Annotated in this window: 23 protein-coding genes and 2 pseudogenes; 15 read left to right on the top strand and 10 right to left on the bottom strand. The window is 69.7% G+C overall.

What is annotated here, in order from left to right; all coding sequences use genetic code 11:
- Positions 1-54: 54 nt before the first annotated feature.
- The 4 genes from ACFWWQ_RS05445 to ACFWWQ_RS05460 all read left to right on the top strand — a co-directional run bounded on the left by ACFWWQ_RS05445 (position 55) and on the right by ACFWWQ_RS05460 (position 5,638).
- Positions 55-2,106, top strand: coding sequence for an APC family permease (locus ACFWWQ_RS05445; protein WP_384590485.1), 2,052 nt, complete (start codon positions 55-57; stop codon positions 2,104-2,106).
- A 136-nt stretch (positions 2,107-2,242) separates the two neighbouring features.
- Positions 2,243-3,571 carry a class I SAM-dependent RNA methyltransferase gene (locus tag ACFWWQ_RS05450; protein WP_384590488.1) on the top strand — a complete coding sequence of 443 codons (1,329 nt, stop codon included), beginning with the start codon at positions 2,243-2,245 and terminating at the stop codon, positions 3,569-3,571.
- A 911-nt stretch (positions 3,572-4,482) separates the two neighbouring features.
- A complete protein-coding gene (locus tag ACFWWQ_RS05455) occupies positions 4,483-5,361 on the top strand; it encodes a GNAT family N-acetyltransferase (RefSeq protein ID WP_384590491.1) in 879 nt (292 codons plus the stop codon).
- Positions 5,362-5,458: 97 nt separating this feature from the next.
- The gene (locus ACFWWQ_RS05460; RefSeq protein WP_384590494.1) at positions 5,459-5,638 is read left to right on the top strand and encodes a hypothetical protein; all 180 of its coding nucleotides are present in this window, start codon (positions 5,459-5,461) and stop codon (positions 5,636-5,638) included.
- Positions 5,639-5,685: 47 nt separating this feature from the next.
- Here ACFWWQ_RS05460 and ACFWWQ_RS05465 read toward each other — a convergent pair whose 3' ends face one another.
- Positions 5,686-6,315, bottom strand: coding sequence for a type III effector protein (locus ACFWWQ_RS05465; RefSeq protein WP_384590497.1), 630 nt, complete (start codon positions 6,313-6,315; stop codon positions 5,686-5,688).
- A 128-nt stretch (positions 6,316-6,443) separates the two neighbouring features.
- Here ACFWWQ_RS05465 and ACFWWQ_RS05470 point away from each other — a divergent pair, with 128 nt between their 5' ends.
- From ACFWWQ_RS05470 to ACFWWQ_RS05490, 5 genes are all read left to right on the top strand, one after another.
- Positions 6,444-6,875, top strand: coding sequence for an Hsp20/alpha crystallin family protein (locus ACFWWQ_RS05470; protein ID WP_384590500.1), 432 nt, complete (start codon positions 6,444-6,446; stop codon positions 6,873-6,875).
- 103 nt (positions 6,876-6,978) lie between these two features.
- Positions 6,979-7,374 carry a DUF2267 domain-containing protein gene (locus tag ACFWWQ_RS05475; protein WP_384590503.1) on the top strand — a complete coding sequence of 132 codons (396 nt, stop codon included), beginning with the start codon at positions 6,979-6,981 and terminating at the stop codon, positions 7,372-7,374.
- Between the two features lie 60 nt (positions 7,375-7,434).
- Positions 7,435-7,878 carry a DUF2267 domain-containing protein gene (locus ACFWWQ_RS05480; protein ID WP_384590506.1) on the top strand — a complete coding sequence of 148 codons (444 nt, stop codon included), beginning with the start codon at positions 7,435-7,437 and terminating at the stop codon, positions 7,876-7,878.
- A 126-nt stretch (positions 7,879-8,004) separates the two neighbouring features.
- On the top strand, positions 8,005-8,178 hold the full coding sequence (locus tag ACFWWQ_RS05485; RefSeq protein WP_384590509.1) for a hypothetical protein: 174 nt from the start codon (positions 8,005-8,007) through the stop codon (positions 8,176-8,178).
- A 112-nt stretch (positions 8,179-8,290) separates the two neighbouring features.
- A complete protein-coding gene (locus ACFWWQ_RS05490; protein WP_384590512.1) occupies positions 8,291-8,989 on the top strand; it encodes a DUF4232 domain-containing protein in 699 nt (232 codons plus the stop codon).
- A 29-nt stretch (positions 8,990-9,018) separates the two neighbouring features.
- Here ACFWWQ_RS05490 and ACFWWQ_RS05495 read toward each other — a convergent pair.
- Both ACFWWQ_RS05495 and ACFWWQ_RS05500 read right to left on the bottom strand, forming a co-directional pair.
- A pseudogene (locus ACFWWQ_RS05495) lies at positions 9,019-9,345 on the bottom strand (transposase); the annotation flags it as partial.
- Positions 9,346-9,463: 118 nt separating this feature from the next.
- Complete coding sequence (locus ACFWWQ_RS05500) at positions 9,464-9,829, bottom strand: hypothetical protein (RefSeq protein ID WP_384590515.1); 366 nt, start codon at positions 9,827-9,829, stop codon at positions 9,464-9,466.
- On the opposite strand from ACFWWQ_RS05500, the gene ACFWWQ_RS05505 reads away from it, so the two are divergent.
- Both ACFWWQ_RS05505 and ACFWWQ_RS05510 read left to right on the top strand, forming a co-directional pair.
- Complete coding sequence (locus tag ACFWWQ_RS05505) at positions 9,794-10,075, top strand: hypothetical protein (protein ID WP_384590517.1); 282 nt, start codon at positions 9,794-9,796, stop codon at positions 10,073-10,075. The two genes, ACFWWQ_RS05500 and ACFWWQ_RS05505, sit on opposite strands and share 36 nt — an antisense overlap.
- 593 nt (positions 10,076-10,668) lie before the next feature.
- A pseudogene (locus ACFWWQ_RS05510) lies at positions 10,669-11,042 on the top strand (ATP-binding protein); the annotation flags it as partial.
- Here the strand turns inward: ACFWWQ_RS05510 and ACFWWQ_RS05515 are convergent.
- The 4 genes from ACFWWQ_RS05515 to ACFWWQ_RS05530 all read right to left on the bottom strand — a co-directional run bounded on the left by ACFWWQ_RS05515 (position 10,929) and on the right by ACFWWQ_RS05530 (position 18,567).
- Entirely contained in the window at positions 10,929-12,188 is a 1,260-nt protein-coding gene (locus ACFWWQ_RS05515; RefSeq protein WP_384590520.1) for a PP2C family serine/threonine-protein phosphatase, read from the bottom strand. The pseudogene ACFWWQ_RS05510 and the gene ACFWWQ_RS05515 overlap by 114 nt on opposite strands.
- Before the next feature lie 268 nt (positions 12,189-12,456).
- Positions 12,457-15,846, bottom strand: a complete 3,390-nt coding sequence (locus ACFWWQ_RS05520; protein ID WP_384590523.1) for a S8 family serine peptidase — start codon at positions 15,844-15,846, stop codon at positions 12,457-12,459.
- 243 nt (positions 15,847-16,089) lie between these two features.
- Positions 16,090-17,118: a helix-turn-helix domain-containing protein gene (locus ACFWWQ_RS05525; RefSeq protein WP_384590526.1), complete on the bottom strand. Its 1,029-nt coding sequence runs from the start codon at positions 17,116-17,118 to the stop codon at positions 16,090-16,092.
- Between the two features lie 231 nt (positions 17,119-17,349).
- A complete protein-coding gene (locus ACFWWQ_RS05530; protein ID WP_384590529.1) occupies positions 17,350-18,567 on the bottom strand; it encodes an FAD-dependent oxidoreductase in 1,218 nt (405 codons plus the stop codon).
- Between the two features lie 84 nt (positions 18,568-18,651).
- Between ACFWWQ_RS05530 and ACFWWQ_RS05535 the strand changes: the two genes are divergently transcribed.
- Positions 18,652-19,467 (top strand): TetR/AcrR family transcriptional regulator, encoded by an 816-nt coding sequence (locus ACFWWQ_RS05535; RefSeq protein ID WP_384590532.1) that lies wholly within the window; start codon positions 18,652-18,654, stop codon positions 19,465-19,467.
- Between the two features lie 86 nt (positions 19,468-19,553).
- Here ACFWWQ_RS05535 and ACFWWQ_RS05540 read toward each other — a convergent pair whose 3' ends face one another.
- Together ACFWWQ_RS05540 and ACFWWQ_RS05545 are read right to left on the bottom strand one after the other, a co-directional pair.
- A complete protein-coding gene (locus ACFWWQ_RS05540) occupies positions 19,554-19,769 on the bottom strand; it encodes a DUF397 domain-containing protein (protein WP_384590535.1) in 216 nt (71 codons plus the stop codon).
- Positions 19,766-20,680: a Scr1 family TA system antitoxin-like transcriptional regulator gene (locus ACFWWQ_RS05545; RefSeq protein WP_384590538.1), complete on the bottom strand. Its 915-nt coding sequence runs from the start codon at positions 20,678-20,680 to the stop codon at positions 19,766-19,768. Before ACFWWQ_RS05545 ends, ACFWWQ_RS05540 begins: the two co-directional genes overlap by 4 nt.
- Positions 20,681-20,853: 173 nt before the next feature.
- On the opposite strand from ACFWWQ_RS05545, the gene ACFWWQ_RS05550 reads away from it, so the two are divergent.
- Positions 20,854-21,375: an ATP-binding protein gene (locus ACFWWQ_RS05550; RefSeq protein WP_384590541.1), complete on the top strand. Its 522-nt coding sequence runs from the start codon at positions 20,854-20,856 to the stop codon at positions 21,373-21,375.
- An 81-nt stretch (positions 21,376-21,456) separates the two neighbouring features.
- Here the strand turns inward: ACFWWQ_RS05550 and ACFWWQ_RS05555 are convergent, their stop codons facing one another.
- Complete coding sequence (locus tag ACFWWQ_RS05555; protein WP_384590544.1) at positions 21,457-22,494, bottom strand: NlpC/P60 family protein; 1,038 nt, start codon at positions 22,492-22,494, stop codon at positions 21,457-21,459.
- A 448-nt stretch (positions 22,495-22,942) separates the two neighbouring features.
- Here ACFWWQ_RS05555 and ACFWWQ_RS05560 point away from each other — a divergent pair, with 448 nt between their 5' ends.
- Together ACFWWQ_RS05560 and ACFWWQ_RS05565 are read left to right on the top strand one after the other, a co-directional pair.
- Positions 22,943-23,962: a DUF1259 domain-containing protein gene (locus ACFWWQ_RS05560; protein ID WP_384590547.1), complete on the top strand. Its 1,020-nt coding sequence runs from the start codon at positions 22,943-22,945 to the stop codon at positions 23,960-23,962.
- 419 nt (positions 23,963-24,381) lie between these two features.
- Positions 24,382-25,587: a cytochrome P450 gene (locus ACFWWQ_RS05565; RefSeq protein WP_384590550.1), complete on the top strand. Its 1,206-nt coding sequence runs from the start codon at positions 24,382-24,384 to the stop codon at positions 25,585-25,587.
- The last annotated feature ends 278 nt before the right edge of the window (positions 25,588-25,865 follow it).

A 25,865-nucleotide genomic window follows, 5' to 3' on the forward strand; every position in this document is an offset into this window, starting at 1 on the left:
GCGAGGCGGGTGGCGGGTGGGCCGCGCCCCGGACGAAGGCTTAGCATCCTCTGCGTGTCCAAACTGACCGACGTGCCCAAACGCATCCTCATCGGGCGCGCACTGCGCAGCGACAAGCTCGGCGAGACCCTTCTCCCCAAGCGCATCGCTCTCCCCGTCTTCGCCTCCGACCCGCTCTCATCCGTGGCCTACGCCCCGGGCGAGGTGCTGCTGGTGCTGTCCGTGGCGGGCGCGTCGGCCTACCACTTCAGCCCGTGGATTGCGGTCGCCGTCGTGGTGCTGATGTTCACCGTCGTCGCGTCGTACCGGCAGAACGTGCACGCCTACCCGAGCGGCGGCGGCGACTACGAGGTCGCCACCACCAACCTCGGACCCAAGGCGGGCCTGACCGTCGCCAGCGCGCTGCTGGTCGACTACGTCCTGACCGTCGCCGTCTCCATCGCCTCCGGTGTCGAGAACCTCGGCTCGGCGATCCCCTTCGTCGTGGAGCACAAGACGCTCTGCGCGATCGGCGTCATCGTCCTGCTGACGCTGATGAACCTGCGCGGCGTCAAGGAGTCGGGCAAGCTCTTCGCCATCCCGACGTACGTCTTCGTCGCCGGCGTCTTTCTCATGATCCTCTGGGGCGCCTTCCGCGGACTGGTCCTCGGCCACGACATGAAGGCACCCACCGCCGGCTACACCATCCACGCCGAACAGGGCGGGCTGGCCGGTTTCGCGCTGGTCTTCCTGCTGCTGCGGGCCTTCTCGTCCGGCTGTGCCGCGCTCACCGGCGTCGAGGCAATCTCCAACGGCGTCCCGGCGTTCCGCAAGCCCAAGTCGAAGAACGCCGCCGCCACCCTCGCCCTCATGGGCGGCCTGGCCGTCACTATGTTCTGCGGCATCATCGCGCTGGCCATGACCACCGGCGTGAAGATGGCCGAGAAGCCCGCCACCGAACTGCTCGACCACGGCCACCCGGTCGGTTCCGGATACACCCAGAACCCGGTCATCTCGCAGGTCGCCGAGGCGGTCTTCGGCCACGGCTCGTTCCTCTTCGTGATCCTCGCGGCCGCGACCGCGCTGGTCCTCTTCCTGGCCGCGAACACCGCCTACAACGGCTTCCCGCTGCTCGGCTCGATCCTCGCCCAGGACCGCTACCTCCCCCGTCAGCTGCACACCCGCGGCGACCGCCTCGCGTTCTCCAACGGCATCGTGCTGCTCGCCGGAGCCGCCGCCGTCCTCGTCTACCTCTACGGCGCGGACTCCACCCGGCTGATCCAGCTCTACATCGTCGGCGTCTTCGTCTCCTTCACGCTCAGCCAGATCGGCATGGTCCGGCACTGGAACCGCTATCTGCGCACCGAGAAGTCCCCGGCGGCGCGCAACCGCATGCACCGCTCCCGGGCGATCAACGCCTTCGGCGCCACCCTCACCGGTCTGGTCCTCGTCGTCGTACTGCTGACGAAGTTCACCCACGGCGCGTGGGTGGCCCTCCTCGGCATGGTGATCTTCTTCGTCACGATGACCGCGATCCGCCGCCACTACGACCGGGTCTCCGAGGAGATCGCCGCCGAGGACACCCCCGACGACGACATCGTCCGCCCCTCCCGGGTGCACTCCCTCGTCCTCGTCTCCAAGGTCCACAAGCCGACCTTGCGGGCCCTGAACTACGCCAAGCTGATGCGCTCCGACACCCTGGAGGCGGTCAGCGTCGACGTCGACCAGGCCGATACGAAGGCGCTGCGCGCCGAGTGGGAACGCCGCGGCATCGAGGTCCCCCTCAAGGTCCTCGCCTCCCCCTACCGCGAGATCACCCGCCCCGTCGTCGACCACGTCAAGTCGCTGCGCCGCGAATCGCCGCGCGACGTCGTCTCCGTCTACATCCCGGAGTACGTCGTCGGCCACTGGTACGAGCATCTGCTCCACAACCAGTCCGCGCTGCGCCTCAAGGGCCGGCTGCTGTTCACCCCCGGCGTCATGGTCACCTCCGTGCCCTGGCAGCTGGACTCCTCCGAGGTGGCCAAGAAGCGCGCCCGCCGCCGCGCCGAGTGGAACGCGCCGGGCGCCGTGCGCCGCGGTCCGGTCAGCCAGCCGAAGAAGGACAAGGCCGCACCCCGCAAGTGACCGGGGCCGTGCCGGGCGCGCGACATGCGCCCGGCACGGGGCACGGCGCGACGGCACGTAGAATCGAAGGCTGTCGTCCGCCGTACCCGGCCGCGGCTCCGCCGCGCCGACCCCACCCTTTGGAGCTTCGCCCGCCATGCAGACAGAATCCGAGAAGTCGCTGGTCGGCGAGGAGTACGAGGTCGAGGTCGGCCCCGTCGCCCACGGCGGCCACTGCATCGCCCGCACCGACGAGGGCCAGGTCCTCTTCGTCCGCCACGCGCTGCCCGGTGAGCGTGTCACGGTCCGTGTCACCGAGGGCGCCGAGGGTGCCCGCTTCCTGCGCGCCGACGCCGTGGAGATCCACACCCCGTCCAAGGACCGCGTCGAGGCGCCCTGCCCGTTCTCCGGCCCAGGCAAGTGCGGCGGTTGCGACTGGCAGCACGCGGCGCCCGGTGCGCAGCGCCGCCTCAAGGGCGCCGTCATCACCGAACAGCTCGCGCGTCTCGCCGGCCTCACCCCCGAGGAGGCCCGCTGGGACGGCACCGTCGCCCCCGCCCCCGGGGACAAGGTCGCCAAGGGCGAGGTGCCGGCGTGGCGCACCCGCGTCCAGTACGCCGTCGACGCCGACGGCCACGCCGGTCTGCGCAAGCACCGCTCCCACGACGTGCAGCCCGTCGACCACTGCCTGATCGCCGCCCCCGGCGTCACCGAACTCGGCATCGAGAAGCGCACCTGGCCGCAGATGGCCACCGTCGAGGCCATCGCCGCCACGGGCTCGAACGACCGCCAGGTCGTCCTCACCCCGCGCCCCGGCGGCCGCCTGCCGATCGTCGAACTCGACAAGCCGGTCTCGGTCCTGCGCGTCGACGAGAAGGACGGCGGCGTCCACCGCGTCCACGGCCGCCCCTTCGTCCGCGAACGCGCCGCCGACCGCACCTGGCGCGTCGGTAACGGCGGCTTCTGGCAGGTCCACCCCAAGGCCGCCGACGTCCTCGTCGAAGCCGTCATGCGGGGCCTGATGCCGAAGAAGGGCGACACCGCCCTCGACCTCTACTGCGGCGTCGGCCTCTTCGCCGGTGCGCTCGCCGAACGTGTCGGCGACAAGGGCGCAGTCCTCGGCGTCGAATCCGGCAAGCGCGCCGCCGAGGACGCCCGCCACAACCTCGCCGACCTCGACCGCGTCCGCATCGAACACGGCAAGGTCGAGCAGATCCTCCCCCGCACCGGCATCACCACCGCCGACCTCATCGTCCTCGACCCACCCCGCGCCGGCGCCGGCCGCAAAACCGTCGCCCACCTCGCCTCCCTCACCCCCCGCCGCATCGCCTACGTCGCCTGCGACCCCGCCGCCCTCGCCCGCGACCTGGCCTACTTCCGCGAGGCGGGGTACGTACCGCGGCGGATGCAGGCGTTCGATCTGTTCCCGATGACGCACCATGTGGAGTGCGTGGCGATCCTTGAGAAGGCAGGGAAGGGCGTCTGACCTGCGGTTTTGTCCGTGCACATTATGTGCGGTGTGGGCGTTACGGGCGATATCTTGACGCCGAAATGACGCTCGTGACGCTCATTTGACGCTCGTTCTGATGGGGCGTCAAGCATCTGTTTGTGCAGGCGACGATGCATCGGGTCAACGGTCCAGAGGTGCCGCCTTTACCTCCTGCTCCCTACCTGACACCTCTTGGGCGCCTTTTCCCCAACGCTAACCACGACGGTCATCAACCAACGCAGCTTGAGGCGGTTTGAAGCCTCCCTCCGCAGGGCGGCACCGGAGGGCCAACCTCCATCGCCCGAGCAGCATCGCTTCAGATCATCTGCCTGCGCATGGGCAACTCCTTCGCGTTCTGGCCGCACACGAAAATCTTGGAAGAGCCCGTTTCTGGGGTGACCGTGGCTGGTACGTCGCGTCTGCGTCCGGGACGTACCGAGACGGCGAGCGGGCGTGGCTGTCATGGTGGTGCGCCCCGATATCGCTGGCCCTCCGCTGCACCATCCCGGACAAGGCCGACCAGGCGCGCAACCGTCAGAAGCTGGGCTCTCGCGGCGGCCGGCCGCCGCGCTTTGACCCGGTTGACTACCGCGAGCGCCGTGCGGTCGAGTGCGGGATCAACCGACTCAAGAGAAACCGGGCTGTCGCCACGAGATACGGCAAGCTCGCGGTCCGTTATGAGGCGACCGTCCTCGTCGCGGCCATCAACGAGTGACTGTGACCACACACGCGCACGGCCTTTTCGTTAACCCGTTGCCCAGGAGCCGATCGGCCAGCTAGGTTCACCCAGCCGCCTGCATCGGTGCAGGCCGGCGCCGTCGACGAGGAGGTGTGGAGCACATGCGCAGGAGTGCCCAGGAGTTGAGCTCGCGTACTGACCTTTGCCACCTCCACACGACGGAGACACCTTGTCCTTTCGCATCACCCCACTGACCGACCCTGCTCACGGGCCGCACGGCCGGCGTCTTGCCTGGCTGGCGTCGGACGCGGATTCCATCCCTGTCGGGACGGCCTTTCTGCGCCTGTTCGATGGCGGACAAGAGCACCTGGCCGAGCTCGACCTCCGTGTTCATCCCGCGGAGCGCCGCAAGGGCGTCGGCTCCCGGCTCCTCGACAGCGCCGTGGCCACCGCCCGGGACAACGCCCGACGCTGCGTCGTCGCGCAGGCAGAAGCTGGATCGCCCGGTGACCACTTCCTGGCAGCGGGCGGTTTCCGGAAGGTCCTTGCCCTGAGGTACACCCGCTTGCCGCTGGCCGACGTGGACACCGCCGTCCTCACCGAGATCATCGAGCGTCCGTATTCCGGCTACCGGCTGATGTCATGGCAGGGAACCGTCCCCGACGACCTCGCCCAGACGTTCGCCGCCTCACGCCGCGCCATGGACGACATGCCCATGGACGACGCCGACTACGGCATCGTGACCTGGGACGTGGACCGCGTGCGGGCCGCGGCAAAGGCCGTCGAACAGCGCGGCGACCACCTGTACACCGTCGTCGCCATCGACACCTCCAACGGCTCGATCGCCGGGTTCACCGAACTCGTCATCCCCGGCAACGGCGCAGGTGACGGCCAGCACTACGGCACCGGTGTGCTGCCCGAGCACCGTGGACACGGCCTCGGCCGGTGGATGAAGGCCGAGTCGATCCGACAGGCCCGTAGGGACTATCCGGACCTCGGTGGCCTCCTGACCGACACCGCCGACAGCAACACGCACATGAGACAGATCAACGACGGTCTCGGCTACACACCCACGCACACGACACACCAGCATCAGCTCGACCTCTAGCAGAGAGCGGACGGGTCGGATCGGGGCATCACCCGGCCCGGCCCGTCCGCGCTTTCGATACACGGCCGGCGGCCCGCCGCCAGCTCCGTCCTTTCCGGTGACGAACTTTGCACGGCTCTGCTCGATCTGCCGAACCCCCTGCGGCCGGTTCGAGCTGGAGATGAACTCCCACCTCGGCCTCGCCGCCGCAGTGGCCGCGCTGTCGAGCCCCCGCACTCCGCCCGAGGCGGAATCCGCACGGTCGGCGGCGGCCGGTGCGGCCGGGTCGGCAATCTGAAGACCACGGGCCCGGCGTCGCCGGCGGGCGGCTGGCGTTGATTCGTGCTACGGGGCTGTGAGGGTGTCGAGCCGGGCGGCGAGGTCGGGGTGCGCGGCGGCAAGGTGGGGGCGGGTGGCGGTCAGCGGGGCGATGAGGTCGGAGGGGTCGTCGTGGGCGAGGGCCGCGTGGAGTTCGCTGAGCGGGCGGCGGGCCGCGGCAGGTAGGTCGGTGAGCGCGGTGATCTGTCCGGCGAGACGTCGCAGGTCGGCGGCATTGCGACGGGCCCGGGCGGCGGTGGTGCGGTCGGCGGCACGGGCCTGGCGGGTGGCCGTCACACGCTGTTCGCCGGTAGTCCCGGCGGGGCCGGGGCGGCCGCGCAGATAGCGCCGCTCGGCGGCCTGGCGGCTGGCGACGCCGAGGGGCGGGGCGAGGTCGGCCCAGCTGGCGCCCGCGTTGCGGGCGGTTTCGATCAGGCCGGTCTCCCATCCGGCGAGCTGCTCGCGGACCTGCCGCAACAGCATCAGTGAGGCCAGGGCTTGCTCCGGGCCCGGTCCGGCATCGGAGGCGTTCGGGGCCTCCTGCTGGGCTTCGCGCAAGGCGTCGTCTACGGCGTTGAGGGCCGCCGCGGCGGCGAGGAACGACGCCGGACTGTGGGCGTCGGTGCCGGTCGTGGGCGGCTGGTCGGCCGGGGTCACGGACACCTCCCTGAGATTGTCATCGAGCTGACGACATCATGTTTGTCATCCATTGGATGACATGTTACAAGGGTGTCAGTGAGGCGCATTGGCAGTAACTGCCTGAACCTGCTGGAGGTGTTTTCACGATGTTGATGCGCACTGACCCCTTCCGTGAGCTGGACCGGCTGACGCAGCAGCTGCTGGGCCCGGGGACCTGGTCGAAGCCATCGGCGATGCCGATGGACGCCTACCGCGAGGGCGACGAGTACGTGGTGGCCTTCGACCTTCCCGGCGTCACCGCGGACGCGATCGACATCGACGTCGAACGGAACATGCTCACCGTCAAGGCCGAGCGCCGGCCGGTGGCGAAGGCCGACGACGTGCAGATGGAGCTGTCCGAGCGGCCGCTGGGCGTCTTCTCCCGCCAGATCGTGCTCGCCGACACCCTCGACACCGAGCACATCCAGGCCGATTACGACGCGGGCGTGCTCACCCTGCGCATCCCGATCGCCGAGCGCGCCAAGCCCCGCAAGATCTCCATCGGCGTCGGATCCGGCACCAAGGAGATCTCCGGCTGACACCGGCCAGATCGGTGCGGAGGACGGGCATCTGATCTCCCCCTCACCCCGTCCTCCGCACCCCCGTGGGGAGATTGAAGAACAAGAAGGGGTGGCGGCCGAGATGACACTGCGACGCGAAGCGTTTCTCGACCACGTCAAGGAATGCGGCGAGTACGGCACTGTGGAGGAAGCCGAGCGCGCGGCCCGTGTGGTGCTCGCCCTGCTCGGCGCGCACCTGGTCGGCGAAGTCCGCGCCCGGCTGGCGGCACGCCTGCCGGAGGAATTCGCCCTGATCCTCCTCAACCCGCTCCAGAGCGCCGAACCACTGTCGCCGGAGCGGTTCGTGCGGGCGACCGCGGCCTGGATCGAGGGCGCCACCGAGCAGACCGCGACCTGGGACGTCGGCGCCGTACTGTCCACGGTCGCCGACACAGCTGGCGACGACCTACTGGGGCAGATCCTGCTCCAGCTCCCCGTCGGCTACGACCTCCTCTTCGGCCGCCCCCAATCGACTTGACCACCGGTGCCGCACACCGGCACCCACCCGACCCTGGCTTGACGAAAGGCATCCACCGCAGTGATCACCGACGTGCGCGTACCGCTTGAGCATCAGCAGCCGTACTCGACGGCGTATGAGCAGATGCTGGAGAAGGTCCGCTACGAAGGCGCCTACCCCACCCGCCAGAGAGCCGAGGAAGCCGTCCGCCTGGTCCTTTCGGGGCTGGGACGCCAGCTGACCGGCGACGAACGCGTCGACCTGGCCGCCTGCCTGCCCCTGGAGGCCGCACGTGCCCTGACCGCGCAGATCCCCGACACCCAGCCGCTGACCGGCTGGGCCTTCGTCAAGGACCTCGCCGCCCGCTCCGGCGCATCCCTGGCCACCACCCGCTGGGACACCGGCTCCGTCTTCGCGGCCGTCACCGCCCATGCCGGCCCCGACCTGATCACCCGCATCCTCCACCAGCTCCCCACCGGCTACGCGCTGCTGTTCGGCCGCGCCGAACTCACCCCGGCCGTGTAAACGGTCCGTGCCCTTCAAGTGGCAGGGAAGGGTTGGACGAGTAAGAGGTCGCGCGGATAGGCGCGGTTGGGGACACCGGCAACAGAACGGGCACAGGTCCGGGTGATCATGGAGTTGCGACGCTCTGTGATCACCGAGGAGGTCTGTGCCCGCGCTTCCATCATGGCTGACCTGATCGCGGAGGGTGTCGTCGGCGACTTCAGTGCGCCTGGCGTGCTGCGGTTCGGATTCACGCCGCTCTACCTGGGGTTCGCGGAAGTGGAGCGGGCCACGCGGGTATTGGCAACGATCTTGGGCTGAGATGGTGTGGACTTGGTGATTATTTACCTGGCATATGCAGCCAGTACGGTTTCGTAGATCATCCTGTCTTCTTCAGTTGGCTCTCAGGTTTTGACGGAGAAGAAGGAAGTTCATGCGAACTCGTGCTCGTACCCGCATAGCAGCCGTCGGCGCTCTCGCCGCACTTTCCGCGCTCGTGCTCACCGGCTGCAACAGCGGCGACGAGGCCGACGCCGCTGCCGGCTCGTCCGCCCCCGCGTCGGACTCGGCCTCGGCGTCGGACTCGACCGCGGCGACGGACTCGACCGCGGCTTCGCCCAAGGCGTCGTCCGGGACCAACTCGAGCACGAGCGGCGGCGGCAGCTCGTCCAAGGGCGCGGGCGGCGGTGCCACTGCGGCCTGCACCCTCCAGACGGTCTCGATCAAGTTCCTCATGAGCGATCATCAGGCCACCGAGCAGCAGGCGGCCAACGGCACCCTCAAGCTCACCAACACCTCCGGTGCCACCTGTACGGTCGTCGGTCCCACGACGGTGACCGCAACCGACGACGAGAACAAGGCTGGCCCGATCTCCGCGGACAACTCCGAGGAGGGCTCGGACGCGGTCGACATCCCGGCGGGCGGCTCGGCGACGGCGGACATCGGCTACAACAACCTGAACACCGAGGGCACCGCCCGCGACACCTGCCCGATGGGCGCGTCCACCGTCAAGGTCGGGCTGCCGAAGCAGCCGGACACCACGGTGAACGTGCTGAAGGCGGACGGCTCGCAGGGCGGCTACTTCAGCGTCTGCGGCGACAGCTTCAAGGTCGGCGCCTTGACGGTCGGCTAAGAGGTTGCGCGGATAGGCGTGTGGTCATGGTCGGCGGCGATCTGGTCGAGGACGAGACCGACGATCCGGTCGTAGGAGTCGAGCGCGATCTGCTTGAGCCGGGCGGAGACGCCCTGTCGTATCCACTCGTCGCGGCGGCTTCGGATCGTGGTGGCCGAGCAGGTTGTGTCGGCGATCGCCTCGTAAGAACAGCCGAAGCGCAGCAATTGCAGAATCTTGTCGAAGACGATCCGGTCGCTGATACGTCGGCGGTGGCAGCCAAGCGGATGGTCTGGGTGGTACTCCGGCTGCTCGGGCAGCAGTGCCGCGAATTGGTCCCAGAGCGGTTCGGTTAGCCATGACGGAAGCGCGAGCACAGACCTCCTCAGCGATCACAGAGCGTCGCAACTCCATGATCACCCGGACCTGTGCCCGTTCTGTTGCCGGTGTCCCCAACCGCGCCTATCCGCGCGACCTCTAAGTCCGAAGTGGTGGTCAGTGGTCGTAGGCGATCAGGGGTCGTGTGATCGGTTGTCCGGTGGCTCGGTTGTGCCAGATCGCGGCGGTGAGGGCAAGGATTCGTTGGCCGGCGCGGGCCAGGACTCCGGCTGGGGTCCTGGCGCCGTGGCGTTCGGGGTCGAGTTGCCCTTTGAGGGTGTCGTTGACCGACTCGATCAGCTGGCGGATGGGCCTGAGGGACTGCTCGCCCGGCCGGGGCTTGTTGTTGCGGTAGCTCGGCCTGAGCAGGGTCAGGCCGTGGCCGGTCATGAAGACGTCGAGGCGTTTGGAGACGTAGCCCTTTTCGCCGATGATGGTCTGCCCGGGGTGGGCGAACAGCAGGTCGGTGTCCGAGGTGAGCACGTCGGCGAGGACTTCACGTTCGTCGAGTTTGGGGTTGGCCGGCGCCCAGGCGATGGGCAGGCCGCCGGGTGTGCAGAGCAGGTGCAGGCGCAGGCCCCAGAAGAAGCACCGGCGTCGCCGCTCGACTTCGAGGAGTACCTGTTCCAGGTCCTGGCGTTCGGCTTCCGCAGCGAGGTGTTCGAGATCTTGCAGGAGAAGCCCAGCCAGGACTCCGACGCCCTTCGCGCTCGGTCGCTGTACGAGTAGGAATACCAGCTCTTGGCGGGTGGGCCGAGGGCAAGGTGACCGCGTTGGGCTCCTCCTCGTACTTCCTGTGCGGTCGATTGGCGCGTCCACGTCGACGGGCAGAGGGGGAGCCGTGCGCGACCGCAGCTGCTCCGCCCCAGGCGGATGATTTCTGGGCCGTGACGCTCATTTGACGCTCGTGGCGCCTTCGTGAAGGGGGGAGGGCCAGAAAACCGCCTCTGACCTGGGGTTTTATGAGCCACGCCCAGGCCGACATCTTTTCGATGACGCATCACGTGGAGTGCGTGGCGATCCTGGAGAAGGCGGGGAAGGGTGCCTGACCTGCGGTTTTGTAGTGGCGCAGGGAGGTCTCGACCTGTTTCGGGGGATCCAACAGGTCGAGGCCGCTGCTGTCGCTTCACCTGCGGTGTTGTGCTGGAGTGACGGGTGGGGCGGTATGAGGAAGCTCAGTTCTCGCGATTCCTGACGCTCGTATGACGCTCGTGATCTGCCGGTGTGGCCGACCGGTGGTGAGTGTCGTGGGGCCGCGAAGGTGGCCTCGAAACCGCTGAACGAAACCCCAGCGGGTGCAGTTACCCAGAGTGTTTGAACACACCGCGGTGCGGGAGGAGGGGCGGCTACCGGCGATTCAACGGTTCAGCGACGCTATCGCGGCCCATGCGGGTTTGCGCCCCGGAACGTTGCGGTTGGCCGACTGGCGTGAGGTGCTGTCCAACGCCCTTGATGTCACGGCTCGTTCGCGGACCCCACTGCTGGTCGTCGATGAACTGCCGCATCTCCTCCAGCACTCGCCCGAGATTCCAGGCTGCTTCAGCAGCTTGACGACGAGCGTCAGTGTGGCACCGGCACTGGTTCAGGACCCGGGCCTCGGGTGATCCTCTGCGGGTCCGCGGTGAGCGTCATGCAGGAACTGCTCTCCGGGACCAAGCCGTTGCGCGGTCGTACGGTGATCGACCTGCGGCTGGGGCCCTGCGCCGATCCGGTGCGGCGAGCGGCGCACGGCGAGCACCGCAAGGTCGTCCTGCTGCGCGCCCTTGGTGAAGGCGTGGACATCGTCGACTAGTGAAGAGGCGAGCCGGCCCTCGGTGATGTCGACGCGGCCGGCAAGGTGTGCCTCAAGCGGATAGAAGGTGCCCGTGGGGGAGCGGGCCTCCGTGAGACCGTCTGTGCACAGCAGCAACGTCGCCCCGGCGGGGAACGGGAACCAGGACACCGTGCGCGGCTCGTCGACGAGGTCTGCCAGGCCGAGCGGTGCATGCTCCGTCCCGGCGCCCACGGCGGTCACTGCCCCGTCGTGCAACAGGTAGGGCGGGATGTGGCCGCACGTGACGAGCTGTGCCTCGGAGCTGGTGCCCACCGCCAGGACGACGGCGGTGACAAATCGTTCCGGCTCGCCGCGCTGTTCCGCGTAGCCGTTGTGGCGGACCACCGCCGCTTCGAGCGAGTCCACGAGCGCGGTCACCGTCGGTTCGCGGTGAGCGGCTTCACGGAAGGCCCCCACCACGTCGATGGCCATGCCGATGGCGGCGAGTCCCTTGCCCTGGACGTCGCCGATCAGTACCCGGGTACCCCACGGGGTGGCCGCGACGTCGTAGATGTCGCCGCCGACGAGTTTGTCCTGCTGCACCGGCTCGTACACGCCGTCCACGAGAACGTCGTCGGTGAGCAGCGGCAGCGGGCGCAGGATCTGCCGCTGCATCGCGGCAGCGGTCGACCGCAGACGTACCAGCGCCCCCTCGCGTGTGATGCGCAGCCAGGATCCGTAGACGGCCAGCGCGCCGAAGCCGAGGGCGAACAGGGCCAGGGTCACCCGGTCGCCGAGATGCTCCCCGGACAGGGCCACGGGCACGATGACGACGACGCTCACCCAAGCGGAGACCAGCGCCGTCTGGCGTGGGGCGCACAGCGCGGCGGCGAAGGCGGGGAGGAACACCAGCAGCCCCAACAGGAGCACGGCGGTCCCGGTCACCGCGCCCAGGACGATCGTCACCACCGTCGCCGCGACCGTCACCAGGACGACAGCACGCGTGGGGGGCGTGCGGATCGTGTTGCTGTCGTCCCGGTCCGCGCGGCTCCCCACAGGGACCGGCGCCGCACGCAACGAACGGAACATGCGAGCATCCCCCCGGTGGCGGTGTGATCGGACGGTGCGAATGCCGCCTGTCGCGACGGACGGGCGGTCTCGATCATCCAATCTGCTGGAAATGCCGGAGGGAGGCTGGCCGTACCGCGCTGAAGTGCGTCCATCCGGGTGATTCAGGGGGTTACCGCCACTTGAGGCCGTTCGCGTGCCACTTCGGCGCAACCGAGGGTGTGAGGCCGGCCGGACGGCAACCCCTTGCGGGAGACCGTCCGGCCGGACTGTGTGGGGGTGAGTGTGGTTACCGGACGTCGTAGGCGCGGGTGATGGTCTGGGTGACCGCGTTGCCCTTGTCGTCGGTGAAGGTGGCCTTGGTCATGACCTGCTTGCCGGCGGCGCCGGTGTGGTCGAGGACGGCCGTCCACTTGCCGTTCCGCTGCTCGGTCGGCGCCTGGTTCCAGGTGTCGCCGTCGTCGTAGGAGTAGGACAGCGAGGCGGCCGTGATCGCGCCCGGGGTGTATCCGGCATGGCCCTCGACCGACAGGCCGACCTTGATGCCGCTCTTGGCCGGCAGGGTGTTCATGGCGTCCACCGGCAGCTCGTACCTCGGGAAGAGGATCGGCAGCCCGCGCGAGGAGACGTCGGGCTCCCGGTGGGAGCGGAAGCTCCACGTGGTGGCGACGGCCATGGAGCGCAGCCAGTTCTTGTCCGAGGACGGGATCTTCTGCAGACTCTGCGTGAGTTCGTACGCGGAGTCCTCGTCCGGCACCTTGAACGCGTCGTAGGGCCAGGCGCTGGTGGCGATCTGTTCACCGTTGCGCTTCAGAGCCAGTTTGCCGAGGTCGCCGAACGACCCGCCGAAGGACCAGTGCGCGTCGGATCCGTCGGCCCAGAGCGCCGTCTGGATGCCGATCATGTCGCCCTGCCGCTCGGCGGCCAGCACCGGCCTGCCCTCGTCGTCCCGAGGGGCGACCGGGCTCATCGGACCGCCGTACCACTCCTCGCTGCTCCGCTGCCCGGCCCGGTAGGTGCGCGGCTGGTCACTCATGAACGCGGCGAACGGGAAGCTGGTCATCGCGCCGTGGAGCCAGGCGTCCTCGCCGGTGGTGTAGTAGGCGGTCCGGGTGGTGGGCGCATGAACCTCGCCGTACGGGCTGACGGGGATGTGGGAGCCGCCGCTCCCGGAGGGCCGGAGGAACATGGCGTCGATGTAGTCGCCTTCCTTGCCCATGGCCTTCCATGTCTCGCGGACCTGGGCCAGCCGGGAGTCCTTCGGCTTGTAGACCTGGTCGGAGCTGAGAGGGCCAGGGGTCGGGAACGACAGGTTGTAGACGTACGGCGAGCCGTCCTCGGAGCCGGCCGCACGCCAGGTGGGCCGGAACTCGAAGGTGCCGTCCTTCGCCCGTCCGTCGACGTCTGCGTAGAACTTGTGGACGGACTTGTCGGCCGTGACCGATCCCGAGAGCTGCCAGGTGTCGTCCCACGTGCGGGCGTAGCTGAACGTGGTGTTGTTCACCGTCGAGGGACGGTCGGTGTGCAGGCTCAGCTGGTGGGCCTTGCGGGCGTCGAGGAGGACGGTGGTGTCACCGGTGATCCTCAGCTGCGGCTTGGCCAGGTAGCTGACCGACTCGACTGCGTTGTCCGCGTCATACGACGCCACGAAGGTGCTGAGGGCGTAGTCGCCCGGGCGAACGCGGTACGTCTGGTCGGCCGCCCCCGAGTTGCTGCGGCGCTCACCCGTGTTGGTGTCGAGGCTGACGAGGTCCAGGGAGGAGAGGCCCGTCGCGGGCTTGCCGTCGCGGTCGATGACCTTGACCCGGAGCGTGGCCGTCTCCGGCTGGACGTAGAGGGTGACGGGCACGGAGACGTGCACTCCACCGCCGGTGGCCATGATCCGGCCGGTTACCGCACCGTACTGGGCGTCCTTGAGGTGGGCGGTGGGGTCGATCCGAAGCGGCACCTGGACGGTGGCCCCCGCGGGGACTCTCACCTTGCCGTCCTCCAGCCTGATCACACTGGAGCGGACATCGCTGCCGTCGTTGCCGTGCACACCGCTGACCTTCAGGTTCAGGGTGATGTCGCTGTCGCCGGTGTTGGTGAAGGGCATCTCAACGGTGGTGCGGTCCGACGTGTCCTGCGGCCAGTTGTAGCTGCCGGCCTGGACGGCGGGCGCGGAGAGCACCTTTTGGTTCACCGCGCCGAACACGTCGAGGACTCCGCCGCCGGTCTGGTCGGCGCCGGCGACCTTGCCGCCGGTGCGGGCGGACGACACCAGGGCGGCCTTGATCTGCTGCGCGGTCCAGTCCGGGTGGGCCTGGCGGACGACCGCGGCGGCGCCCGCGACGTGCGGGGTGGCCATGGAGGTGCCGGACATCGTCCGGTAGGCGTAGACGCCGCGACCGCCCGCGCTTGCCGCCGAGATGTCGACGCCGGGGGCGGAGATCTCGGGCTTGAGGGTGTGGGTGACGGCCACGGGACCGCGGCTGGAGAAGGACGCGGTGGTGTCGTCGCGGTCGACGGCGCCGACTGTCAGTACGCTCGGCACGCAGCCGGGGGAAGAGACGGTCTCGCTCTTCGGCCCCGCGTTGCCGGCAGCGACGACGAACAGCGTGTGCGTGTTCTGCGAGAGCTGCGCCGTGGCTTGGGCCACCGGGTCGGTGCAGTCGCCCACTGTGGGGTTGCCCAGGCTCATGGAGGCGACGTCGGCCTTCTGGTCCACGGCCCACTGCATACCCGCGATGATCCAGGAGTCCAGGCCGTAGCCCTCGTCATTGAGGACCTTGCCGATGAGCAGGGAAGTCCCGGGCGCGACACCCTTCTTGCGGCCGTCGCTGGCCGCTCCGGACCCGCCGGCCGTGGAGGCGGTGTGGGTGCCGTGGCCCACCCGGTCGTCCGTGTTCGCGGCGTCCGTGAAGTTCTTGGTCGCGGCGACCCGGTTCACCAGGTCCGGGTGCTCGGCGTCGACGCCCGTGTCCAGCACGGCGACCTTGGTGCCCTTGCCGTCGTAGCCGGCCGCCCATGCCTCCGGCGCGTGCACCTGGGCGGTGGACCGGTCAAGCGTGGCCTTGACCTTGCCGTCCAGCCACAGTTTCTTCAGCGCGGAGGCAGAACGTGAGTGGGGGTTGCTGATGTCCTGCCAGAAGTCGACAGCCGTGTCCTTGCCCGCCTTCAGCGCGACGCCGTCCACTGCGGGCAGGCTCAGGCCACGCTCGGAACCGCGAGGGGCCGCCGGTGCGGCGTCGGCGACGTTCACCCGCTCGTTGTAGGTGGCGATGAGTGGCAGCGAGTCGGTGTGTGCGTCGTCGTAGCCCTGGCGGATGAGGCCCGTGACGTTGAACAGCTGTTCGTCGACCTTGCCCTTGGCGATCGCCCCGGAGGCGGACTCGGGGTAGACGTAGAGGTCCTTACCCATCTGCCGGGTCTGGAACATCGGCTGTGTGCCGTCCTTGTGGGGCAGCACGGCCGCCGAGCTGCGACCCGAGGCGTCCGTGATCACCATCACCTTGTCGCCGGTGACGAGCGTGACGGTGGCCCGCTTGCCGCCCTTCGGTGCGGCCTCGCTGCCGACGAGGGGGTGTTTCTCCGAGGTACCGTGGGGCGGCGCATCCGCTGCCCCGGAAGGTGTCACCGCGGTGACAGCCAGGGCGGCAGCGCTCGCCGCTCCCCAGGCTACGCGCGTTATGGAACGCATGAATCTCCCCATCTGATCCCGTGAACCGGCTGTGCTGACGCCGCAGCCTGGCAGACACGCGGATGTCACAGGGGCGCCACGCGTGGCGGGTTTGCCGCATGTCGGTTACCCGTCACGCGGTCACATGCGGCGGCGTGTCGGCCCCACGGGGGCGAGAGGGTGGTGCGTGTCCTTCCAGGGCGATGTCTGCCCGGTCTCCGGTCCCGCGAGCCGTCGGGCCGGTGGACGTCCCGCAGAGGGGAGTCAGAGCCAGCCCGCGCGTGCCGCGTGCCATCCGAGTTGGAGGCGCGAGTCCGCTCCTGCGAGGTCCATCAGACGGCGTGTCCGCCGCTCCACGGTGCGTATGGAGAGGCCGAGTTGAGAGGCGGCGCGGCGGTCGGAGATCCCGGCCAAGAGCAGGGAGAGGACCTCCAGTTCGCCCTCCGTCGGCTGCGGATCGGCTTCCGCCTCGATGCGCACACCCGTGGCCGTCGTGTACAGCGGTCGGGCGTGCACCCATTCCCTCTCGAAGAGATGAACCAGAGCCGTCAGCAACCCGCTACGGTGCACCACGATGGCGCTCGGCTCGCCGTCGGAGTCCGCCACGTCCAGTGGCACCATGGCACGATCCCGGTCCGACACGACCATCTTCAGCGGCAACGAGTCGACCACGCGAAGCTGGAGGCCCGCCGAGATGGCTGCCCGCAGGTCCCTCGCCACATCGAGGTCGTCCAGGTAGTCCTTGGCAGCCACGACGCGGAAGTCGACGCCGCGACCCAATGCGGAACTCTCCGACGGGTCGGCGTCCTCGCGAGGCACCGCGATGGGGGCGCCTTTGAGAAGGACAAGCAACTCCTGCTGGGCACCCTGCTGCAGTTGGTGGAACCGGTGCGCGACCTGCTCCACGCCGACGACCACCTCCACGACGCTGCCCGCAGCATGTGCCGCCGTACTGCGGTACTGCTCGGTCAGCATCGAATACGCGGCCTCGGCCCGGTGCAACGCGTTGCGTTGCTCGACGAGGAGCGGGGCCAGGGCCACCGAGGGAGGTGTGAGCCGGTAGCGGTCGGGCCGGCGGCCGGCCTCGCAGCCGGCCATGTCAGGTGCCCCGCTGTCGGCCTCGGTGGCGAGCGCGACCAGGCCACGTGCCGCCAGGCCGAGCAGGATGCGGGTGCTCTCGGCCGGCTCCAGCCCGGTCTGCCGCGCGAGATCCTGCGCAGAGGCTGTGGGGCGGGCCAGGAGCGCACTGTAGACGGCCTCCTCAGCCGGCCCCAGTCCCAGTACCTCCAGCATGTGATTCCCCTCGAAGCGCCCCCTGTGTCCGGCCGTTGACGCAGCTCGGGTGGACCGAGCAGCTGCATCCGAACGGTATCCCACGGTCATCCGAACGAAAGGCCCCGGCCCTGAGCGGTTTCGTTCGGACCACTCGACTGCTGCCGGCCCTGGTGCGCCCGTGCGGGACGCCGATGGAGGGATCTCGGCCGACCGGACCGGGCTGTGCCTGCACTCGGCCTCACAGGCGGCTCAACGGCGGGCGAAGGCCGGGGCGTGCTCCGGTCGCGGTCCCCAGGCGATCAGACGGGACGGGAGTTGGCGGGACCAGGGGACGTGCCGGGCGGCCAGGACCACCGAGGCGGGTGGGCCGACCCGGCTGCCGGTGAGGACCGGGGCGAAGAGGCCGTCGTGCAGCATCAGCTGCACCCGCTGCATGATCACCGTGGGTCGCCACCGCCGCCGCTGGACCTTCGCCAGGTCGGCGGTGGTCAGCCGGCCCCTGCGCAGCGGTTCGGCAAGCAGCGTGGCCGCCGCGACCGCATCCTGGATGGCGAGGTTGATCCCCACGCCGCCCGCCGGGGACATCGCATGGGCGGCGTCGCCGATGAACAGCAGAGCGTCGGCGTACCAGCGCTGAAGCCGGTTGAGCCGGACATCGAGCAGGTGGACGTCATCCATGCTCGGCAGCCGGTCGACCCGGTCCGCGTACTGCGGCATCAGACCGGCGATCCGTGCCCGGAAGCGTTCGATACCTTCGTCGCGCAGACGGGCGTCGGATCCCTTCGCGGTGAAGTAAGCGATCTGGAAGTAGTCGTTCCTGGTGAGGCTCAGCGCGAACTCGCCGGCCCGGAACGCCGGGACCAGCCTGGGCTCCTGGGTCTGCTCCTCGACGTGCCTGGGCAGCCGGAGCCACCAGGTGTCGAACGGGACCGGGAACTCCTGGGGTACGAGACCGGCGTCCCGGCGCAGCACGGAGTTGCGGCCGTCGGCCGCGACGGTGAGGTCGGCGCGGATCTCACCCTCCTCGCCGTCCCGGGTGCGGTAGCGGACGCCGACGACCTTGCCGCCCTCCCGGATCGGCCCGGTCGCCGCGGTGTTCATCCGCAGGGTGAACGTCGGCTCCCGCAGGGCCTCTTGGGCGAGCAGGTTGAGCAGGTCCCACTGCGGGATCATCGCGATGTAGTTGTACGGCGCGGGCAGACTCTCGAAGTCGGTCAGCCGCACCTGGCCGCCGTCCGGCGCGGGCAGCTCCATGTTGCCCAGCCTGCTCTGCGGCAGCGCGGCGAGCTTCCGGCCCAGGCCCAGCTCATCCATGAGCCGCACGGTGGAGGCGTGGACGGTGTCGCCGCGGAAGTCACGCAGGAAGTCGTCGTGCTTCTCCAGTACGGTCACCTCGATTCCGGCCCGCGCCAGCAGCAGGCCCAGCATCATGCCGGCTGGTCCGCCCCCGGAGATGACGACGCTCATGATGCTCTCCCCTCGCTCCGGATGGAACTCCCATAAATAGAGTCTTTGGAACGGTCTCAGATGTCAAGTAGTACGATGTTTCACATGCGGGAGCAGAATGTGCAGGAAAAGGGACACGAACAGCTGTCGGATCTGGTGGCAGTGGTCCTGGCGGCGGCCAGGGAGCGAGGCCGGGACGTCGCGGACGTCCCGCTGACGGCGATCGCGGCGGAGGCCGGCGTCTCCCGCAGCACGCTGCTGCGCCGGCTGGGCGGCTCCCGGGGAGCGCTGGACGAGGCGGTCCGGCGGGCGGGCGTCGACCCCGGCGGCCGACGGCCGGTCCGCGAGCGTGCGATCGAGGCGGCGGCGCAACTCGTCGCCGAGCGCGGCCTCGGCGCGGTGACCCTGGACGCCGTCGCGGAGCGGGCCGGGTGCTCGCTTCCCAGCCTGCACACGGTCTTCGACGGGCGTGACGGACTGCTCGGCGCCGTCTACGAACTCCACGGCCCGTTGCCCGACCTGGAGGCGCTGGCCGCCGACCCACCGGAGCGCCTGGAGGACACCGTGCGGGGGCTCTACCGGGCCGTGGTCGCGGCGTTCGACCGCGAGCCGCAGGTGCTCCCGGCGATCTTCGCGGACCTCTTCAGCCGGCCCGACGGGCCTGCCGCACGGGCGATGCGGGCCTACGTGCCGCGCCTGTTCGACAGCCTCTCCCGGCTGCTGCTGCCACACGTGGAGGCGGGCCGGGTACAGCAGCTGCCGCTCCCGACTCTGGCCCAGCTCCTGCTCGGCCCGATCGTCACCCGCATTCTCCTGCGGCCCGTCCTCGAACCCACGCTGGGCCCCGACCTCCCCACCGTGGACGAGAGCTGTGAACTCTTCGCCGAGGCATTCCTGCGCGCGGTCGTGCGAGCCGACTGACCTCACTCCCGACGGCGTGACCGCTTCCGGAGCGGCCCCCTGCCGTCGTACCTCTGCGTGGCCGCGGACCGGACCCTCGGCGTCTCTCAGGCGCTCCGCTCCGACGCGGCCAGTCCGACGAAGCCCGTCCACGCCTCACGCGAGACCGTGATGACGGGCCCGGCCGCGGCCTTGGAGTCCCGGATGCGCACCGTTCCCGTACCAGCCGCGACCTCTACGCACTGGCCGCCTTCGGTTCCGCTGTAGCTGCTCTTGAACCAGGCGAGGCCGGATGCGGCGGGGGAGGACTCAGCGGTGTTCATAGCGATCCCAGCAACCCTTCGATGAACTTCAGTGACTCCCGCGGCGTGAGAGCCTGTGAACGGATAATCCCATAGCGTGCGGCGGCGAGAACCGTCTGCTCGGGGTCGGTCTCCAGTGTGCTGGTGCTCTGCGCTTCGACGTACGCGAACTTCTTGCCGTCCTTGCGCGTGACGACTGTGAACGCCCCGTTGACGCCCGCGTTGTCCTCACAGTCGGTCGGCATGACCTGGAGTTCGACGTTGAGCTGATGGCCGATCAGGAGAAGGTGCTCCAACTGCCCGCGCAGTACATCTGGTCCGCCATATCGGTGTCGCAACACCGACTCGTCCATCACGAAACTCAGCAAGGGAACGGGGCGTCGGGCGAAGATCTCCTGCCGGGCCAGTCGCGCGGTCACTCGCTGTTCCAGCGTTTCCAGATCAAGGGGAGGCCGCCGCATGGCAAGCAGCGCCCGCATGTACTCCTCGGTCTGGAGCAGGCCGTTGACCACCAGCGTGTCGTACATCAGGAGCTCGATTGCCTGCTTCTCCAGTGCCGCCATCCCCTGAAAGAACACCGGATACTGCGCCCGCTCCACCTGTTCCTTCCATACCTTCAGCAGGCCGCCTGCCTCCAGTACGTCGTCCGCCCGGTCGATCGTCCGCGGTGACGGAATCCGCCGCCCCTGCTCGAACGAGGCGACCGTGGACGCCGAGTAGCCGATCTTCCGCCCGAACTCCTCGCGCTCCATTCCGGCCCGTAGCCGTAGCGTCTTCATGCTCTGGCCGAACGCGGTGACCACGCCCTGCGCGGACTTGTCCGCGGCGCGGGCGGCGCTGCCGTCGTCGTTCTCCCAGCCGCCCCCGAGCGCGACCGCCGCCTCGCCGCCCGCCGGAGCGGTTCCGTTCTCCGTCCGCGTGTGTTCCGCCATCACACCTCTGCCTCCCCGGCCCGCCTGCTCCTGCCCGCTCACCTGCCCAACGCCGGGCCGTCAGTGGGGTGACGCTGTGTGCCTCGTACGCGTTCCGGTACCGCGCGTACAACCGGGTCGCGTCCGTGCGTCGCCACTGGTCACGCCGGGCCACCGAACGGACCGTAGGCGGCATGACGAGCAACCTCGACGGGACCGTCGGCCCCGGCCAACCCGCCCGTACCGTGCCGCACTTGAGTGCTGCGGCTGACCCGGACCCGCGTGTCTTCGCGATGCGCTTCACCGGCACCCCCAGAGGCGCCCGCCTCGCACGTCGGCTGGTCGCGGTCCGCCTGGACGAGTGGGGCGTTCCGTACGGCACGGGCCCGCACGACACGATCGTGCTGATCGCCGGGGAGCTGAGCGCGAACGCCGTGCGGCACGGCCGGGTGCCGGGCCGGGACTTCCAGCTGCGGCTGTGTCTGGCGACGGGAGCACCGGACCGTGCGACCGTCCGCGTCGAGGTCGGCGACACCCGCACCGAACGGGTGCCGCCCCGCCCGGGGGCCGTCCGCGAACCGGGGGACCGGGAGACCGGCCGGGGCCTGCTGCTCGTCTCGCGCCTGGCCACCCGCTGGGACTGGCACCCGCGCCCCGGCGGTCCGGGCAAGACGGTCTGGGCGGAATACGTGCTCACCCACCCCTTCTGCCCGTGATCGCGAGCGGGGCGGCCTTGCGACGCGGTGCCGGACGCCTTCGGCGCGGGCGGCTCACCTGAGTGCGGGTGCGGGTGCGGGTCAGACGCGGACGCCGAACATGAACGGTCCGCCGATGGTGTCCATCGACTCGTACCGCACGACTGTGCCGGTGCGAGGGGCGTGGAGGATCTGGCCGTTGCCCGCGTAGAGGCCGACGTGGTGCAGGTCGTTGAAGAAGAAGACCAGGTCACCGACCTGGAGTTGGCTCCGCGTGAGGCGGGTCCCGATGCCCGCCTGTTCCTCGGAGGTGCGCGGTATGTGGACATCGGCCTGCGCATAGGCCCAGGAGGTCAGGCCCGAGCAGTCGTAGGAGGCGAGGCCGGTGGCACCGCGGAAGTACGGCTTGCCGATCTGGCCCTGGGCGGCGGCGAACGCGGCGGCGGCCCGGCCGGAGGCGGACGTGTCGTTGCCGAGCTGCACATGTTCGGTGGCGGAGTCGCTGGCCTGCTTCTGTTCGTCGACGAGGGCCGACTTCTCCTTGGCGGTCAGGGTGTTGAGGAGTTTCTGCGCCTCGGCGAGCTTGCCCTGGATTTCCTGCTTTTTCTTGCCCAGCTCGGTACGGGTGGTGGCGAGGTCCTTGAGTCTCTCGGTGGCCTTGGCGCGCGCCTGGGCGATTTCCCGCTGCTTGTCCTGGATCTTCTTCAAGGCGGCGACCTGCTGTCCGCTCAACTGGTGAAGCGTGGCGGCCTTGTCCAGGAAGTTGTCCGGGGCGGAGGACAGGAAGAGCTGGACCGAGGCGTCGATGCCTCCGGAGCGGTACTGCGCGCTGGCCAGCGAACCCAGGCCGTTGCGCAGCGTGTTCAGTTCCTGCTGGCAGCGGGCGACGCCGTCCTGGATCGAGGAGATGCTCTTCTGCAGCTTCTGCTGCTCCTCTTTGGCCCCGTTGTACTTCTCGGTGGCCTGCTCCGCCTGGTCGTAGAGCTTGTCGACCTCCGCCTTGACCTCGCCCTTGCTGAGTTTCTGGCTCGGTGCGGCGTTGGCGGCTTGCGCGCTCAGGGCCACGGCAGCCGCTGCTGCGGTGGTCAGTACGGTGATCCGCGTGCGGCTGGGCTGCTTGGGTCGGCGATGGGAGGCCACAGGGGCGAACTCCTTGGTCCTTCAGCCGCCTGCCAACGCGTCGGTGGGCGGGGCCCTCCGCTGTCACTCCGTCTGAGTGAGCACGAACGGGGGTTGGGGCATGACCTTAATGAAATTCTTACGATTAGATCAATCGTTTGGATGGAAAGTCCCCTTTTTGGGGTGCGCGGGCAGGAGGTGCCTTCGAGCGGCTTCCTTCACACTCCCGGAGGCACCGGCTCGGAGACGGTGTCGATCGGCATCGGGCGAGGAGGCGGGCGCCACCGCCGTTGCCATCGGCCGCCCCTGCCCGTACGCGGCGCCCCTGTTCGGTGGATCCCGCGCCGATTCTCGCGGAGTGCGCGCCGTGTGGTGCGGGCCGCTCGGCTCAACCGGGACACTCGGCGCGCAATGCCCCCTTTCCTGTGCTACGTCGTGATTTCATCCCGTCATGAACGGCGATGGAACGATGACTGGAGACCGCTCACCGGGCATGCATGCGCAGGCATCCACCTCGCGGCGACGGCTGTTGGCCGCGGTGGCTGCGGCGCCGGTGCTCGCCGGAGCGGGGCACGCCGCCGCGTACGCGCGGACCGTGGGGGCGATGGGACCGCCAGGGCGCCAGAGGGTTCAGCCGGTGCCGACCACCGAGGCGGACTGGGCCGGCGTGGCGCAGGCGCTCGGCCGTGGCGGCAGCATGTTGCGGCGCACGATGTATCACACGAGCTTTCCGCGTCGGGATCTGAGGGTGATCTCCGACGGTGTCACCGTGCAGCCGGGGCTTGCGCTCGGGACGCATGTGTCGTTCGTCCGGTACGCCGACGGCAGCGCGATGGCGATGGGCGACGCGGTGGTCACCGAGGACGAGATGCAGCGGGTGATCGATGCGTGGCAGGGGCACGGGATCGCGCTGACCGCGCTCCACAAGCATCTGCTCGCGCAGCACCCGGACATCTGGTGGGCCCATGTGCACGGGCACGGCCGGGACGCGGAGGCGCTCGCCCGCGGGCTGCGCGCCGGGTTGGACCGGACCGGTACTCCGCCCCCGGCGCCACCGGGTCCGTCGTCCCCCATCGATCTGGACACCGCAGGGATCGAGGCGGCGCTGGGCACCCAGGGGACCGTGGAGGACGGGATCTTCACGTGCGTCTTCGTCCGCCGGGAGACGGTGACCAGCGGTTCGCTGGTGCTGCCCACCGGTCTCGGGTCGACGTGTGCGTTCCTCTTCCAGCCGGTGGGCGGTGGCCGGGCGGCGCTCGCCGGTGACTTCGCCATGACCGCCAACGAGGTCCAGAACGTACTGGAGGTGCTGCGGCGTGGCGGGATCAGGCTCGTCGAGCTGCACAACCATCACCTGGACGAGTCGCCCCGGCTGTTCTTCGCCCATTTCTGGGCCGTGGAGGACGCCGTCGTGCTCGCCCGGACCCTGCGCTGCGCGGTGGACGCCGCCAATGTGGAGGTCCCGGAGGGGACGGTCCCGGCCGGTTGAGGGGGCCGTCCCCCTCGGGGGCCCTGTGGCGCGCGGCCTCCAGGGGCCCGGGGGCCCGGGGGCCCGGGCGGTGGAGGCGGATGCGCCATTGATCGGAGAGTGTGTGGCATATGAGGTAATTGGGTCAATCGCCCGGATGTGGTGCGTGTGCCGACAGGTGATCGGGTACCTAGGTCGTGTCGTCCACGCCGGAACCGGTCCACGGGGTCCGGTACGCGAGGTGCGGTGCGCCCAGGTGCGGCGTTGTCGTCGGTCGGTGGCGCGCCGCTTCGTACCCCCTTCCGTGCCCCGTGGCCGCGGGCCGGACCCCGTGGAACCGCCCGACGGGCACACGACGCCACGCGGCCGGCCTCGCGAGGGGCGCGTCCGTCCCCTTCGGTGCCCGCCTCATCCGTCCGATCCCGTACCTGGAGCTTCGTATGGACCCCGTGCCCCCCACGCGGAACTGCCCCTTCGACTATGCCGAGGCCCTCGAATTCGACCCGCAGCTCCGAGAGATGCAGAACGAAGGGCCCGTCTCCCGTATCCGGCTGCCGTACGGCGAGGGGGAGGCGTGGCTGGTCACCGGCTACGACGACGTGCGTACCGTCACCACCGACCGGCGTTTCAGCCGCAGAGCGGTGGTCGGCCGGGACTTCCCGAGGATGACGCCGGAGCCCATCGTCCAGGACGAGGCCATCAACGTGATGGACCCGCCGGGCAGCAGCCGCTTGCGCAGCCTGATCTCGAAGGGGTTCGCACCGCGACACATGGAGCGGATGAGGGTCCGTACGCAGCACGTCGTGGACGAGTTGCTGGACCGGATGGAGGCGCACGGCACGCCCGCCGACCTCTTCGAGCATCTCGCGGCGCCGCTGCCGCTGACCACGATCTGCGAGGTCCTCGACATCCCCGAGGGGGACCGCGCGCAGCTGCGCAAGCACGCCCGGACCATGATGAACACCAAAATCGACAACAAGGAAGCGGCCATCCGCTCCAAGGCCGACCTGCGGGCCTATTTCGCGTCGCTGACCGCACAGCGGCGGGCGGACCCGGGCGACGACCTGATCAGCGTGCTGGCCACCGCCCGTGACGGGGACGAACTGCTCAACGACCGGGAACTGACCGTGATGGCGATGGTCCTGCTCATCACGGGCCAGGACACCACCACGTACCAGCTCGGGAACATCTCCTACGCCCTCCTGACCCGGCCCGACGAGATGGCCATGCTCCGGGACAACCCGGAGAAGTTCCCGCAGGCGCTGGAGGAGCTGCTGCGGTTCATCCCCTTCCGCAAGGGTGTCGGCATCCCCCGTGTCGCCACCGAGGACGTGGAGCTGAGCGGGGTCCAGATCCGTGAGGGCGACATCGTGCACGTGTCGTACCTGACGGCCAATCGGGACGGCCGGAAGTTCGACCGGCCGGACGAGCTGGACCTGGAGCGCGCCGGGCCATCCCACATGACCTTCGGCTGGGGCGGTCACCACTGCCTCGGCGCCCCGCTCGCCGCCACCGAACTGGAGGTGGCGCTCGGCACGCTCATGAAGCGCTTCCCGGGGCTGAAGCTGGCGGTGCCCGCCGAAGAGGTGCAGTGGAACAAGAACTCCATCTGGCGCTATCCGCTGGCCCTGCCCGTCGCCTGGTGAGAGGGGCGTGAGCGGTGGCCCGCCGGGCTGGTCGGGCCTGCCGCTCGTCCGCCGGTCCCGGTGGGGCCGTGGCGGAACCCCGGGCCGGGCGGGTGCCGTCGTAGTCGGGAGGGCAGTGGCGGGGCCTGCCTCCGGGGCGTGGCCCGCCGTCACGCCGAGGCCCGGAGTGAATCCGTATGCCGTGTGGTGGGGGGGGGGGGGGGGTTTAGCCGCGCCCGCCGGGGTGGGCCCCGCGGGGGCGCCGCCCCGGCGGGCGGGGGGGGGCCGCGCCGGCCGGG

Source organism: Streptomyces sp. NPDC059080 (genome assembly GCF_042739975.1).
GTDB lineage: Bacteria > Actinomycetota > Actinomycetes > Streptomycetales > Streptomycetaceae > Streptomyces > Streptomyces benahoarensis.